The sequence below is a fragment of the Spirosoma aureum genome, from assembly GCF_011604685.1.
GTDB lineage: Bacteria > Bacteroidota > Bacteroidia > Cytophagales > Spirosomataceae > Spirosoma > Spirosoma aureum.
Genome location: NZ_CP050063.1, coordinates 7141200 through 7155186 on the forward strand (window position 1 = coordinate 7141200; position 13987 = coordinate 7155186).

11 protein-coding genes are annotated in these 13987 nt (G+C 47.6%); 5 read left to right on the top strand and 6 right to left on the bottom strand.

Features of this window, described 5'->3' with window-relative positions; translation table 11 throughout:
• Nucleotides 1–14 precede the first annotated feature (14 nt).
• The 6 genes from G8759_RS28425 to G8759_RS28450 all read right to left on the bottom strand — a co-directional run bounded on the left by G8759_RS28425 (nucleotide 15) and on the right by G8759_RS28450 (nucleotide 7571).
• Nucleotides 15–1205, bottom strand: a complete 1191-nt coding sequence (locus G8759_RS28425) for a caspase family protein (RefSeq protein WP_167216041.1) — start codon at nucleotides 1203–1205, stop codon at nucleotides 15–17.
• 3 nt (nucleotides 1206–1208) lie between these two features.
• A complete protein-coding gene (locus G8759_RS28430; protein ID WP_167216043.1) occupies nucleotides 1209–2324 on the bottom strand; it encodes a caspase family protein in 1116 nt (371 codons plus the stop codon).
• An 11-nt stretch (nucleotides 2325–2335) separates the two neighbouring features.
• A complete protein-coding gene (locus G8759_RS28435) occupies nucleotides 2336–3115 on the bottom strand; it encodes a hypothetical protein (RefSeq protein WP_167216045.1) in 780 nt (259 codons plus the stop codon).
• Nucleotides 3112–3897, bottom strand: coding sequence for a LamG domain-containing protein (locus G8759_RS28440; protein ID WP_167216047.1), 786 nt, complete (start codon nucleotides 3895–3897; stop codon nucleotides 3112–3114). The genes G8759_RS28435 and G8759_RS28440 overlap by 4 nt, the downstream gene beginning before the upstream one ends.
• 563 nt (nucleotides 3898–4460) lie before the next feature.
• The gene (locus tag G8759_RS28445; protein WP_167216049.1) at nucleotides 4461–7211 is read right to left on the bottom strand and encodes an ABC transporter permease; all 2751 of its coding nucleotides are present in this window, start codon (nucleotides 7209–7211) and stop codon (nucleotides 4461–4463) included.
• Nucleotides 7212–7229: 18 nt separating this feature from the next.
• Complete coding sequence (locus tag G8759_RS28450) at nucleotides 7230–7571, bottom strand: PadR family transcriptional regulator (protein WP_162386565.1); 342 nt, start codon at nucleotides 7569–7571, stop codon at nucleotides 7230–7232.
• A 351-nt stretch (nucleotides 7572–7922) separates the two neighbouring features.
• On the opposite strand from G8759_RS28450, the gene G8759_RS28455 reads away from it, so the two are divergent.
• The 5 genes from G8759_RS28455 (at nucleotide 7923) to G8759_RS28475 (ending at nucleotide 13938) form a co-directional block, all read left to right on the top strand.
• A complete protein-coding gene (locus G8759_RS28455) occupies nucleotides 7923–8852 on the top strand; it encodes a M20/M25/M40 family metallo-hydrolase (protein ID WP_167216051.1) in 930 nt (309 codons plus the stop codon).
• A gap of 33 nt (nucleotides 8853–8885) precedes the next feature.
• The gene (locus tag G8759_RS28460) at nucleotides 8886–10304 is read left to right on the top strand and encodes an arylsulfatase (protein WP_167216053.1); all 1419 of its coding nucleotides are present in this window, start codon (nucleotides 8886–8888) and stop codon (nucleotides 10302–10304) included.
• A 75-nt stretch (nucleotides 10305–10379) separates the two neighbouring features.
• Complete coding sequence (locus G8759_RS28465) at nucleotides 10380–11303, top strand: aspartate carbamoyltransferase catalytic subunit (protein ID WP_167216055.1); 924 nt, start codon at nucleotides 10380–10382, stop codon at nucleotides 11301–11303.
• 51 nt (nucleotides 11304–11354) lie between these two features.
• A complete protein-coding gene (locus G8759_RS28470) occupies nucleotides 11355–11933 on the top strand; it encodes a Uma2 family endonuclease (RefSeq protein ID WP_167216057.1) in 579 nt (192 codons plus the stop codon).
• 112 nt (nucleotides 11934–12045) lie between these two features.
• Nucleotides 12046–13938, top strand: coding sequence for a CocE/NonD family hydrolase (locus G8759_RS28475; protein ID WP_167216059.1), 1893 nt, complete (start codon nucleotides 12046–12048; stop codon nucleotides 13936–13938).
• The last annotated feature ends 49 nt before the right edge of the window (nucleotides 13939–13987 follow it).

Genomic DNA, 13987 nt, shown 5'->3' on the forward strand with positions numbered 1-13987 from the left:
CACTAATAATCCCATTACCACACTTCCTGAATCGCTGCCCGTTTGTAGTGTAACCCGTCGGCTGCAACTTCCGAGAGTCGCTCAATGAGATTAATTTGCTGAATACGATCGGCATTCAGGTATAATCGCCGAACAAACGTTTCGATGGGCTGCACGTCGCCCAATGTCGAATTTACGTAAATATCGATTCGCGCGTTTTTCGAAAAGAAACCCGTCAGGCGACTCATAGCCGTCAATCGCTGCTGAGAAGACAGTGTTTTATCCGTCAACTCGTTCAGATGACGGTTCATCTGATCGAAGCTAAGACTTGTACTGATTCTTCCGGAACTGTCGGACTTGCTCACATCAGGGGCCGGAGTTGTGACCAATGCTGTTTCTGTTGGTGCAATACCAACTACATTTATTTCATAAATGGATTGTTTAGCACGTGTTGCCTGATGCCGCGTCAGTCGGGTCTGAGCATCCCGAAGCAATGTTAACCAGCTGATGTTTTTATTATAACGACTGGCCAGTTCCAGCGCTTCATCGAACGAGCGGGTATAAAAACTCCCGGAATCGGGATGAGCACAGGCCTGTTGCGGAGGCTGGCTACTGGCAATGAGCGCATCGCCTTTCATGTTTAGAAAAAGCGTTCGATAGGCTTCATTCATCAATTCGTCGGTGAGCGTTAAGGCCTTTGGCGCAATTGTTTTTTTCACCATGCCGCGCATGTTATTGACCAGATTATTGCAGCAATCGCCCATTGTAATACACAGTCGTGCATGCTTGGCTTTAAGCGCCTGATGGACAACCATCAGGCCAGGATTTTGCTCACTTGCCTGCTCATCTTTTTCAAGCAGCAAAACCGGGAAACGGCCCGTACGCTGACTGGCATTGTAGCCATGTCCGGTGTAATACAAAAAGAGTATATCGTTCGGCTCAGGGGATAGATCACGTAATACGTCGTCGAATCGCTTGCGGCTAAACTCCTCATCCCAGATCACCTGTTCGCTCAATTGGTAGCGAATGGCGGCCGCCAATTGAACGAATTGCCGGTGCATGATCTCGACATCCCGTTTGCAGGCTTTATACAGCAACGGGTCTTTGGTGTCGGCCACCAAAATGGCATGAACTGTTTGAGCATGACAATAAAAAGCCAACAGGCTAAATCCAATGACGAACATAGCCATTCGTTTTTGTTGCCGGAGAGCGAAGACGGCTGGCATGGCTTAATCGGCTTTGAACATGAACTTGCCTCTCAAACGACCTTCGAGGTAAGGAGGCTGCTTAAACCCACGGTTCTCAAGGCCCTGATCGATCCGGTCGACCAGTTCAAAAATATCGACATTCGGCTGGTTAATATGTTTTACCAGTTCACTCGTAAAAAGGCCGTTTTCCTGATCGCCATCGTAAGCCTGTTTTCCGGGTTCGGTGGCAAAAACGATCATCGTACCCACAGCGGGCTGAACGGGAGCAAACGTCAATTCGCCGGCTCCCCTTCGCCAGGATCGATACGGGTTATTTCGGCAGGCATCCCAAAAAATCAGATTCGCACCTTTAGGGTTAGCATAGGCCATACGGCTTATAATCTGTCGTAAAGGATAGCATTCAAATTCAACATCAGGTTCTGCTTTGGGATCGGCATCTACCGGCTGCACATAATTCTCTCCGCCGACCATAAGCCCATGTCCGGCATAATAAAAAAGCCCTACATTATTGGAGCCGAGATCCGTCACAAATGAATCGAAAGTTTGTTTCAGATCACGCAAGGGCAGGTTTTCTTTATAGACCACAGTAAAACCAAGCTTTTCCAACTGCTGCCTGACAGCCCGGCCGTCGTTCGGCGGATTTTTAAGCGGGTATTTCGTATAATTCCCATTGGCAACAATCAGTGCCAGTCGTTTTTGTACAGGAACACTTTTTGAGGCTATTTCGGGTTGACAAATGATGATGCGCCGTTCGGAAATGGTCGTTCCAATGGCATTGGTCGCTTTAACGTAGATTTCGTTTGATCCAACAACCAATGGAATTACATCCGACACCTCCTGACTGCCACTAAATCGCTTAAATCCACGCTGTTGCCCAGCCAATTCGTTCCCATTATGAACAAACTGCAACTGGGTTACGGCGTCGGCCGATTGAATAAAGACCGTGGCAGTAAAGACTAATGTATGCACGGTTACCTGTTTTGGCTGCGGAGTTTTCCAGGCTATAGTCGGTGCAGTCGATGGCCCCTTCTGCATGGAAACCCAATCGCTGCGGGCGGAAATCGTTACGGGCTGCTGAGCGGCCAGTGGGTCTGACACGAACAGAAGTAGCAGGAGAAAAAGTAAACTTATTTTCATGACCACATTGGTTAGAAATGAACCTGAACCCCAATCGTTGGTGAATTGCCGACGTAGTTAAAAACAACCCGCTGGCTCGTACCCTGCTTTTGCCTGACGTTCTTTCTTCCTTTCAAAAAAGTGTAGGCCACATCCGTTATCAGCAGCGCCAGGGCCAGACGGGTAGCAACCAGATAGTTATGATGCAGCCGATTCGCTTCGGTATAATCGGATTCGTTCAGTTGACTGGCATACAGATCATACTGTTGCTTCGAGCGGCTATTCTGCCAAAAGCCATACACTAACAGCCCGACATAGGCACCTGTGATTAAAGGCCGAAGACCGATCCTGTGGTTTGGCTGAACGAAAATAGTACCAACCCCAGGTGCTAAAACCGAGATAAGCGCATTTGCAGGCCCACCACCAATCGCTTTCTGTTGAGCCGGTTTGGGCGGTTGCTTCACGAGAACGGTTGCCCGAATCGCATCATCGATGGTCAGACCATCCAGCCGGTAATCCCAGTAAATTACCTTGTTCTTTCCGGGCAGCACGCCTTTACCTACGTCACCTGTTACGGTCGATGCATTTAATAAACCTCTGGTACGGCTTTCGACTTGTAGGTAGATCGAATCTCGACTGGTTATACCCGAGACATCATACAGGACTTTTACCCGTTCGGAGTCAAGAGAAAGCCGAATGCCGGAAACCGTAGCTACTTTATTATCCAAAGACTGTCCATAGACATGACTATGAGCCAGACAGGCTATCAGTAAATAAACGAGCCCAATGGAGCAATAAACGGGTTTTATCATCTCTGGTATAAAGCGTTAATTTCCGTTTCCGTAAGACCACGATTATAGATTCGCACCTCATCCATCAACCCATTAAAGGCGTTAATATCACCCATCCAGGCACTCCCAAACCGCAACGAACCACCAGGGCAGTTGTCGATTGGTTTCGTCTGCGATTCGGATTGGCCTCTTGCTACACCATTTAGGTAAATTTTTACTGTCTGCCCGTCGTACATGGCAACCAAATGATGCCACTGATTCACCTTAAATGTTGGTTCATAGGCCGTTAACTGGATCGTAGATTCAAATTTGTCGCAAAGATTGTCGCGATGTACATCTGCCTGAAAATCGTAACCACCGCTTATATCGCCCGTTATGTGTGGCTTAATTTTAGCGCTGTACTGATGGTTCAGATCATCTTTAAAATTCGATTTTTCATAAATATGACTACTGGATAGCACCTGTACCGGCTTGATCCAGAGGCTTATAGCCATAGTTGCTGGTCGAAGTTTACCATCATCAGGTATTTCGAAATAATCATCGATTCCATCCAGAAGTAACGCCGAATTTGGCAACGCATTTCTATCAGGGCCAAACGAGGCTCCATTGACCGTATTTCCCCGCAGGTTATTACCACTTCCATCGAGTGTGTTACCGCTGAACGGATAATAGGCAATCAATCCATTCGTCACACTGTCCTGTAAAGGCGGCAAATCCCAGTTTTCACAACCAGAAACCAGGCTGATACCCAGGAACCAGAGATATAGTTTTAATTGCCTTGTGCTTGCCAATCGCTTTCTCATAACAAACATGGGCTTAGTATACTGTCTTGGAAAAGCAAGAGAAATGTAGTGAAAAATAACTATTTAATCTTTGCAAAAGCTAATTTTATTCTTTACTACTGTTTTATCACACAGATGACTAAAATTTCAACCGCCTAGACTTCTCATCTTCCTACTTTGTTGGTTAGTTTTTTTTTATTTTAATATCAGATAATCAACCGATTATACCCCAATCAACGATTTATGCTCAACCGCTTGGCTAATCATGTGTGAAGCGTAACTTTTCTATGATAACACTCGCGCTGTACCGCCATTTGCCAGCTAAAACCTATTGAGTAATCGAGATAAAGGAGGCAGAAAAATACTCAGCTTTCAGAGGTTTTTCCTGTATGCCTGCCACTCTGCAAGATTTATTCGAATAGACAGTTTCCGGGGAGAAAGCGTTGTAGGCAATTAGCTGATTGTCAAAATTAAATCTATGCTTATTGGCGATAAAACAGCTTGCTTGTCTTCATGACACGAGTTGGGTTATAAAAAAAGCACCGTGTCATTACGGTGCTTTTAGTAATCGTCTTTTCACCAATTTATTCTGAACGCAGGCTTTTGATGGGATTTACCAAAGCTGCTTTGATGCTTTGAAAACTGACCGTCAGCAGCGTAATCAACAGAGCGCCTGCGCCCGACACCACAAAAATCCACCAGGAAATTTCAGTATGGTAGTGATATTTCTGAAGCCATCCGTTCAGTAAGTACCAGGCTGTTGGGGTAGCAATTGCCAGCGCAATGACAACCAGAAACACGAAGTCTTTAGAAAGCAATCCCCATAGATCCAGAACCGAAGCGCCCAGCACTTTGCGAACACCAATTTCTTTGGTTCGTTGTTCGGCCACGAACGAAGCCAGTCCGAACAGGCCCAGGCAACTGATAAAAATGGCCAGCGTTGCAAAAAACGAAGCCAGCTTACTGATCCGTTCTTCATTACTGAATTTTTTAGCGTATTCTTTATCAACAAATTTGTAATCGAAGGCCGCCGATGGGACTATTTTCTTGAAAACTGCTTCGATTTTGGGCAGCGCTTCATTAGCACTGACAGTCGGTTTGATTTTTATATCTATTTGGCTGGCAGCATCATAGGTTGCATCTAAAAAGAAAAAGGCACGTTTCTCTGGCTCATAGGGCGAGATTCTGACCATATCCTTGATCACGCCAATAATTTGCCGGGATGTTTTGCCATCATAAAATTTCACAAACTCTCCAATCGGGTTTTTAAAACCAAGATAGTTAGCGGCAGATTCATTGATGATCATTTTAGTAGTGTCCGTGACAAATGTTTTGGAAAAATCCCGGCCAGCAATCAACTGCCAATTCACCACCTGACCGAACCCATACGAAACATCGGTTATCGAAAAATCGTCGGCTAATTCAGGGTCTTTGCCTTTCCAGGTAAAACCACCCATGTTGTTCCAAATGGCTGTCAGTGGGCTCGACGAAAGCTCCATACCTGCCACCACGCCTGTATTCAGCAACTCGCTTCGCAACACATCCAGCTTACCCAAATAATTAGGGTCATTTTTCGGAATCGTAATCAACCCTTCCCGATTATAGCCAACGGGTCGGTCCTGTGCATATTGAATTTGTTTATAGACGACTATGGTGCTGATTATCAAAACCACCGAAACAACAAATTGAACGACCACCAGAATTTTTCGAGGTAAAGCCGCAAAGCGTCCCAACCGAATCGTGCCTTTCAGGACTTTTACTGGCTGGAAAGCGGATAAATAAAATGCAGGATAAGCCCCGGCCATAAAGGCCGTAATAGTAATAAAAACGATACTGATTAACCAGAAAAACGGGTTTAAAAATGGCAGGGATAAGTCTTTGTCTGCCACTTGATTAAACCAGGAAATTGACACTGAAATCAGCAAAATTGACAGCACAAACGACAAGATAACTACCAGGAAGGATTCACTCAAAAACTGCTGAATAAGCTGATTTTCTAACGAACCAATGGCTTTCCGAACACCCACTTCCTTAGCTCGTTTTTCGCTCCTTGCCGTACTCAAATTCATGAAATTGATACAAGCCAACAGCAATACAAAAAGGCCAACAATACCAAATAGCCAGACAAACGTGATGTGCCCGCCAGCCGGTCTGCCATTTTTAAATTCCGAATACAAATGCCAGTCTTTCATCGGATATAAAAAAACTTCGTAGGCGTATTTTGCTGATCGTTCGGCCACTTCTTTTGGCGTGCTTTTCTGATAAAAATCCTTTATGCTGGCGTTGGCTGTTTCAATCGATACATTGGGCTTCAACTGCACATAAATACCGTATGAGCTGTTACCCCATTCATTTTCATTCTTTTTTATCCAATCATTTGAAGCAACCCATAAATCCCAGGGCGAAAAAAACTGCACTTCCCCAAATCGGGTATTTCGGGGTATATCTTCATAAACACCCGTTACGATTACATCAATACGGTTATCAATTTTCAGCTGTTTATTGATCGGGTCTTCTTCGCCAAAAATCGCTTCCGATGCTGATTTCGACAGCACAATCGAGTGAAGTTCATTGAGCGAGGCATAGCTTCCTTTTAGCATTTTTAGCGAAAGCATTTCTAAAGCGCCTGCATCAATAAATTCGCCCTTTTTGGGCATTTTTTTATCCTCAGTCGAAAGGGTATAATCGCCAACCCACCAGGCCATCAAAATGTGCTTAAAATACTGATGGTAATTACTTTTCAGCGCTGCCCTCATGGGGAATTGCATGGCCTCGGTTCCGTCCGTTTTCTGGATATTTGGGTCTGTGTACACCCTCCGCACCTGGGCGATGGTATCATAATTTTTATGATACGTATCAAACGAAACCTCATCGTAAATCCAGAGCCCAATGAGCATAGTCACGGCCATACCCGTAGCCAGACCACCAATGTTGATAACGGAATAGACCCGGTTCTTGGCCAGGTGGCGAAAAGCGATTTTAAAATAGCTGCGTAACATATCAGTTAGCATTGGTTTTGGGTAGTCATCGCGACGGCTGGCATATCGAGATCCGGCCTTTGGGAGCGAGACCGTTGATGCATCTGTACGTCGGAGGGATTTATAAAAGAATGGAGTCAGGCAGTGTAAAACAGCCCAGACATACTCACGTCGAGCCTGGGCTGGGCTTACCTGTTTGAGACGCTTGTAAAACACCTCGTGCAAATCTCCCTGCACGTACTCCAGCAGGTGCGGGGCCACAAACCACTTGAGAAGCCCGTCAGCCCAGCGGGGCGGTTGCGGCAAACCACCTGAATCAGTTCCTGGCAAGTGGTGCTGGTTGGGTTTATTCTTCATCGGTAGCGAAAAATTTGCTTATAAGACCCCTAATAGCTGAAGCTTTCCAGTAGGAATGGCCTCCCAAAGCCGGGTGCGCATCTGTTGGATCTCCAGCAACACCCTCCCTCCTTCAGCCGTCAGGGCAAACAATCGCTTGCTTCGCCCTCCTCGCTCAGCCGTAGCCCCTCCTATAGAGGACGATAAAAAGCCTTTTTCTTCGAGTCGATACAGGGTCGTATGCACGGCGCTAACCGTGAAGCTTCGACCCGTCTGCTCCTGAAGTTGCTCCATAACCGGCACCCCGTAGACCTCCTCGGTGCTGGCAGCCACCACTAATAGTACCAGTTCTTCCAGTTCTCCCAGTATGGTCTTTTTCATATGCGTGTCAGGCTAATCAATTAGATACAATATCTTAAATCAAATCTGATGCCAGAGTCAAAAAGTGCCTTTAACATACGCTAAGCCAACCAGCTACTACGTGCACTGTCCAGAAACGGACGAATCCCTGTCCATGAGTGGACAGTACGAAAAACTAGAATCCTGGTAATCACAACTTGCCTGATAGGAACCAGGCCGATCATGTAGCGATAAACTACGGATCTGGCAAAGTATGATCCAAAGTGCACAATTTGATTGTAATAGGTTTCGCGGCTAGTGCATTCTTTTCCGTGCACTTGTGCATATGCGTTCGTCAGCCTATCTTGGCCGACCAAGTACGATTACGCTTTTATGATACGCTTTATTTTCCTGTCGCTCCTTCTTACGAATTACCTGTTTGGTCAGACGCCATCTGCCGGACGAGTTAAGCGGCACATTGAAAAACTGGCATCCGACAAGATGAATGGACGTGGAACAGGGAGCCCAGAAAACGCAAAAGCGGCCAGCTACATCGCCAGATACTTCAAAAAATACGGATTAGCTCCTTTAGGAACCGATGGCTACAATCAACCCTTTACGGCGAAAATCAGTCGTGTTGTGGTTCCTGATAGTCTCCGGCAGGCAACGAATGTGATTGGCTTTCTGGATAATGGTGCGCCTTATACCATTGTTATTGGCGCTCATTACGATCACCTGGGTATCGGTCGGCAGGGAAGCTCTCTGGAAACGCAGCCAGCGGGAAAGATTCACAACGGGGCTGATGACAATGCATCGGGCGTGGCTGGGTTGCTGGAATTAGCACAGTATTTTTCTAAAAACGGGGTAAAAGAACCGTACAATTTCCTGTTTATGGCCTTTGGTGCAGAAGAATTGGGCTTACAGGGTTCTCGCTATTTTCTGAACAACCCAACGCTGCCTTTAGAAAAAATGAACTTTATGGTTTGCATGGATATGATCGGCCGATATAACCCGGAGCGGGGTGTGGGCATTGGTGGTTACGGCACCAGTGATGCGTGGCCGACCATGTTCAAGGGTGTCGACAGTACGATTAAATTTTTTACCGATCGACCCGGCAACGGTGGATCGGATAATGCGTCTTTCTACGCCAAGCAGATTCCGGTTCTATTCTTTCATACCGGTGGCCACCCCGATTACCATAAACCCAGCGACGACCCGGATAAAATTGATGCCAAAGCCGAAGAAGCCATTCTTAAGCTGGAAATCAGGATTCTCGAAAACGCCATGCAACAACCCAAACTATCATTCACTGCGGTGAAGTAACGCTATTCGAAATCGCTTAACCTAGTAAAAAACATGCTAAAACAGTTCTTTTACGTTCTTGCCTTTATGGTTTTTTGTCTGTCGTCAAAAGGACAGAACCGGCCTAACATTATCTTTATTCTGGCCGATGATCTGGGCTATGGCGATGTGGGCATCAATGGACAGAAGCTCATCAAAACACCGCATATAGACCGCCTGGCGAAAGAAGGAATGCAGTTCACGCAGTTCTATGCGGGCACATCGGTCTGTGCCCCTTCGCGTTCTTCGCTCATGACGGGGCAACATACGGGCCATACGTATATACGCGGCAACAAGGGCGTAGACCCGGAAGGCCAAGAGCCAATTGCCGATTCGGTGGTTACGGTGGCCGAAATTCTGCAACAGGCTGGCTATACGACCGCAGCTTTCGGCAAATGGGGCTTAGGCCCGGTTGGCTCAGCAGGCGATCCCAATAAGCAGGGGTTCAACCGATTTTACGGCTACAACTGTCAGTCACTGGCTCATCGGGCTTACCCGAATCACCTTTGGGATAATGCCCGGAAGATCGTACTGGAATCGAACCAGAATTTACAACAGACGAACGAGTATGCACCCGACCTGATTCAGAACCAGGCGCTTAATTTCCTGGATGCTCAGGATAAAACGAAACCGTTCTTTTTATTCCTGCCTTACATTCTGCCCCATGCCGAACTGGCCGTTCCCAACGACAGCATTTTCGCGCAATATAAAGGCAGGTTTTCCGAAAAACCGTTCAAAGGAGCTGATTATGGGCCAAATGCCAAAAACGGCGGTTATACCTCCCAGGCTTATCCACATGCGGCCTTTGCAGCCATGGTAACCCGTCTCGATTTATATGTCGGTCAGCTCATGGCTAAACTGAAAGCCAGTGGTCTCGATCAGAATACGCTCGTGATCTTCTCCAGCGACAATGGTCCACACATAGAAGGCGGTGGCGATCCAACGTTTTTTACGAGCAGCGGTGGCTTTCGGGGCGTAAAACGTGACTTATACGAAGGAGGAATCCGCGAACCGTTTGTGGCCCGCTGGCCGGGCGTCATTAAGCCCGGCACCAAAAGCGATTACATTGGTGCTTTCTGGGATTTGATGCCCACCTTTGCCGAACTAGCCGGAGCCAAGGCGCCCGCCCGAATTGACGGTCTTTCGTTCGTGCCTTCACTAACGGGAAAAGGCACCCAGAAAAAGCACGATTATCTCTATTGGGAATTTCACGAGGGGGGCGGCAAACAGGCGGTTCGTCAGGGAAACTGGAAAGCAGTTAGGTTGCAGGTAGCCAAAGACCCGAACGGTCCTGTTGAATTGTATGATCTGACAAAAGATCCGGCTGAAACCCGTAATCTGGCAGCCCAATTTCCCGACAAAGCGAAGCAACTTGCCCAGCTGATGAATGCCTCACACGTAGAGTCGGCTATTTTTCCATTTGGCAAGGAGTGAAAAAACTAGGCTGATTTTTGTCCATTCGGCAGCGAGGAACGCTATCTTTGCCCAATTTATAGTTCTACTGCTTCCATGGCCCAATCTCTCAGCGTCCGCCATCTGGTGGGTATTAAAGACCTGACCGAATCTGACATTCAGCTCATTCTGGAAACGGCCAGGCAGTTTAAAGACGTCATTAATCGCCCCATTAAAAAAGTGCCGTCGCTGCGTGATGTGACGATTGCCAATGTTTTTTTTGAAAATTCGACCCGTACCCGGCTTTCGTTTGAACTGGCCGAGAAACGATTATCGGCCGATGTAGTCAATTTTTCGGCTTCGGGCAGTTCGGTTAAGAAAGGCGAAACCCTGCTGGATACGGTCAACAACATTCTGGCGATGAAGGTCGATATGGTCGTGATGCGCCACAGTAGCCCCGGCGCTCCGCACTACCTCACGAAGCATATCAAAGCCAACGTCGTCAACGCGGGCGACGGTACGCACGAACACCCCACACAAGCGCTGCTCGACTCTTTCTCTATTCGCGAAAAACTCGGCGATGTTGCGGGGAAGCGCATTGCCATCATCGGCGACATAACGCACTCACGCGTGGCACTTTCCAACATTTTCTGTTTACAAAAGCAAGGAGCCGAGGTAATGGTCTGCGGCCCTAAAACACTCATTCCCAAATACATTGAAGCGCTGGGTGTAAAGGTCGGCCACGACGTTCGGGAGGCTCTCGCCTGGTGCGATGTTGCGAATGTACTCCGTATTCAACTGGAGCGGCAACAGATCAAATACTTCCCATCCCTGCGTGAATACTCGCTGTATTTCGGTATCTCAAAGCAAATGCTCGATGAGCTGGACCGATCCATTGTGCTCATGCACCCTGGCCCCATCAACCGGGGCGTCGAACTAACTTCCGATGCCGCCGATTCATCGCATTCGATCATTCTGGATCAGGTCGAAAATGGGGTTGCGGTTCGGATGGCGGTGCTCTATTTGCTGGCGCAGTTGTAAGACCTCACTAACAGCTTTTTTTGTTATAGTTGATAAAATAGCGTACAGCCAATGGAACTGGAACTCCGAACGTTGCACCCGCCCCGGTACCAGAAATTTGATGACGATTTTTTCTTCGCCTTATGTCAGGCAAATGAAACGACCCGGCTGGAGCGGGATGCTCATGGAAATATCATTATTATCCCCCTCGCCGGAACACAAACAGGACGTTATAACGCCGATTTATCCGGCGAAATTTGGAATTGGAATCGCCGTAACAAACTAGGCTACACATTTGATTCGTCGACTGGGTTCAAATTAGCAAATTCTGCTGTTCGATCACCAGACGTAGCCTGGGTCAGTCTTGACCGTTGGGAGGCAATTCCCGAATCTGACCGACAGGGTTTCGCCCCGCTTTGCCCGGATTTTGTGGTTGAAATTCGCTCAAAGAGTGATGATTTAAAGGATTTGAAAGAGAAAATGGAAGAATACCGCGACAATGGTTGCCGACTAGGCTGGCTCATTGATCGGAATGGGAAGCAGGTTTTTATTTATCGCGAAAACGGCTCCATCGAGATTAAACAGGGAACGTCCGCCGGTTTATCTGGTGAAGACATTCTGCCCGATTTGAGCATCCAGATTGAGCTGTGATCGATGTCCTGCACTTAACAAAAGCAGCGTAGCCCAGAACTATGCTGCTTTTGTTTTATGGGCTTAAATACGTTATTTCACTCCCTCGCCTGTTAATCATACTACTTCGTCAATGAAATACCCCTCTACGTTCATTCGAACAGTGCTTTTTCTTGCCCTGTGCATCACGCACTACGCCCACGCACAGGAAGATATCCTAAAAAAGCTCCTGGAAATTGCCATCATCGAGCAAAAAGTGATGATGCCGATGCGCGATGGCGTTCGGCTGGCAACCGATATCTATAGACCTAAAACCGACAAACCGGTCCCAATAATCTTCTCAAAAACCCCTTACAATGCCAATGCCTGGGGCGATGGTGAACTCCGGCAGAATTCTTATCAGACAGCGCTCGACGCCGTAAAACGTGGGTATGCTTATGTCGTTCAAAATGAACGGGGTAAATTCTTTTCGGAAGGAGACTGGGACATTCTTGGGCCACCCACTACGGATGGTTATGATGCTTTTTCATGGATGTCAAAACAGCCCTGGTCGAATGGTAAAATTGGGACATTTGGTTGTTCCTCCACGGCCGAATGGCAAATGGCCGTAGCCGCCTTAGATCACCCGGCTCACGCAGCGATGGTGCCTATGGGTTTTGGGGCTGGAGTGGGTCGCGTTGGCCCATTTATGGAGCAGGGCAACTGGTACAGGGGTGGGGCACAACAGATGCTTTTTACAACCTGGCTATATGGCACTCAAACGGATGCATTTGCCCGCCCGAATTTCCCAAAAACGGCCACGAGTGATGATTTAACGCGCGTATCCCGGTTTTATGACCTGGCCCCCGAAATGCCTAAAGTCGATTGGGCGCAGGGGCTGAAACACTTACCGGTTCAGGATATCATCAAGAATGTGAATGGTCAAAAGGGTATTTACGAAAAGATGATCGTTCGCAAACCGAACGATCCGGATTGGTACAAGGGCGGACTTTATCACGATAATATGCCCTTTGGCGTGCCGAGTTTCTGGTTTGTCTCCTGGTATGATGTCTCGAACGGACCGAATCTGGCCTTATTCAACCACGTTCGCAAAAATGCGACTGATCCGCAGGTTCGCGATAATCAGTATCTGGTCATTGCGCCGACACTGCACTGTGCTTACAAACGGGCCACCGAAAACACCGTTGTTGGTGAACGGAGCGTGGGCGATGCACGACTGGATTACGATGCGCTCATCTACGGCTGGTTTGATCATTGGCTGAAGGGTGAAAACAATGATATCCTGAAAAATACACCCCGCGTCAAATACTACACGATGGGTTCTAACAAATGGCAGACCTCTGATACATGGCCTCCCGCCAATACAGAAATGACTACCTACTTCCTGTCTGGAGGTGGCCATGCCAATAGCCTCTATGGCGACGGTAAACTCACGACCAAACCACTGGGGAAAGACGAAAAACCGGATGCTTTCGCCTATGACCCAGCGTATCCGGTTCCTTCGTATGGCGGCAACGTTTGTTGTACGGGCACAGCCATTCAGGGTGGCTCATTTGACCAGCACCAGATGGAAACCCGGCAGGATATTCTGGTCTATACAACCGAGCCTTTTGCCGATGGAGTCGAACTGACGGGGTCGATTGAACCAACGCTCTACGTTTCGTCGGATGCCAAAGACACGGATTTTACGATTAAGCTGATCGACGTTTACCCCGATGGAAAAGCCTATAACCTGGACGAAACAATCCTGCGCGCCCGGTATCGGGATGGGTTCGACAAAGAGGCATGGATGGAGAAGGGTAAAGTGTACAAGCTTACGTTAAGCCCGATGGCTACAAGTAATTATTTCGCACCGGGTCATCGGATTCGGGTTGAAGTGTCGAGTAGTAATTTTCCCCGTTTTGATCGCAACATGAACACCGGTGGTGATAATTACAGCGAATCGAAAGGCGTAGTAGCACACAATCAGGTGTTTCATTCAGCCCAGTATCCGTCGCAGATACGCCTGCCGATTGTAAAAAAGTGAACCGGTAGCTTCATAAAAGGGAGCTTCTGAATTTACCAATCGACCAAAC

Excerpts from the sequence above, each read along its gene's own strand:
- G8759_RS28425 (WP_167216041.1), bottom strand. The coding sequence starts at position 1,205 with ATGCCAGCCGTCTTCGCTCTCCGGCAACAAAAACGAATGGCTATGTTC.
- G8759_RS28465 (WP_167216055.1), top strand. The coding sequence starts at position 10,380 with ATGGCCCAATCTCTCAGCGTCCGCCATCTGGTGGGTATTAAAGACCTG.
- G8759_RS28460 (WP_167216053.1), top strand. The coding sequence starts at position 8,886 with ATGCTAAAACAGTTCTTTTACGTTCTTGCCTTTATGGTTTTTTGTCTG.
- G8759_RS28455 (WP_167216051.1), top strand. The coding sequence starts at position 7,923 with ATGATACGCTTTATTTTCCTGTCGCTCCTTCTTACGAATTACCTGTTT.
- G8759_RS28440 (WP_167216047.1), bottom strand. The coding sequence starts at position 3,897 with ATGAGAAAGCGATTGGCAAGCACAAGGCAATTAAAACTATATCTCTGG.
- G8759_RS28445 (WP_167216049.1), bottom strand. The coding sequence starts at position 7,211 with ATGAAGAATAAACCCAACCAGCACCACTTGCCAGGAACTGATTCAGGT.
- G8759_RS28475 (WP_167216059.1), top strand. The coding sequence starts at position 12,046 with ATGAAATACCCCTCTACGTTCATTCGAACAGTGCTTTTTCTTGCCCTG.
- G8759_RS28470 (WP_167216057.1), top strand. The coding sequence starts at position 11,355 with ATGGAACTGGAACTCCGAACGTTGCACCCGCCCCGGTACCAGAAATTT.
- G8759_RS28435 (WP_167216045.1), bottom strand. The coding sequence starts at position 3,115 with ATGATAAAACCCGTTTATTGCTCCATTGGGCTCGTTTATTTACTGATA.
- G8759_RS28450 (WP_162386565.1), bottom strand. The coding sequence starts at position 7,571 with ATGAAAAAGACCATACTGGGAGAACTGGAAGAACTGGTACTATTAGTG.
- G8759_RS28430 (WP_167216043.1), bottom strand. The coding sequence starts at position 2,324 with ATGAAAATAAGTTTACTTTTTCTCCTGCTACTTCTGTTCGTGTCAGAC.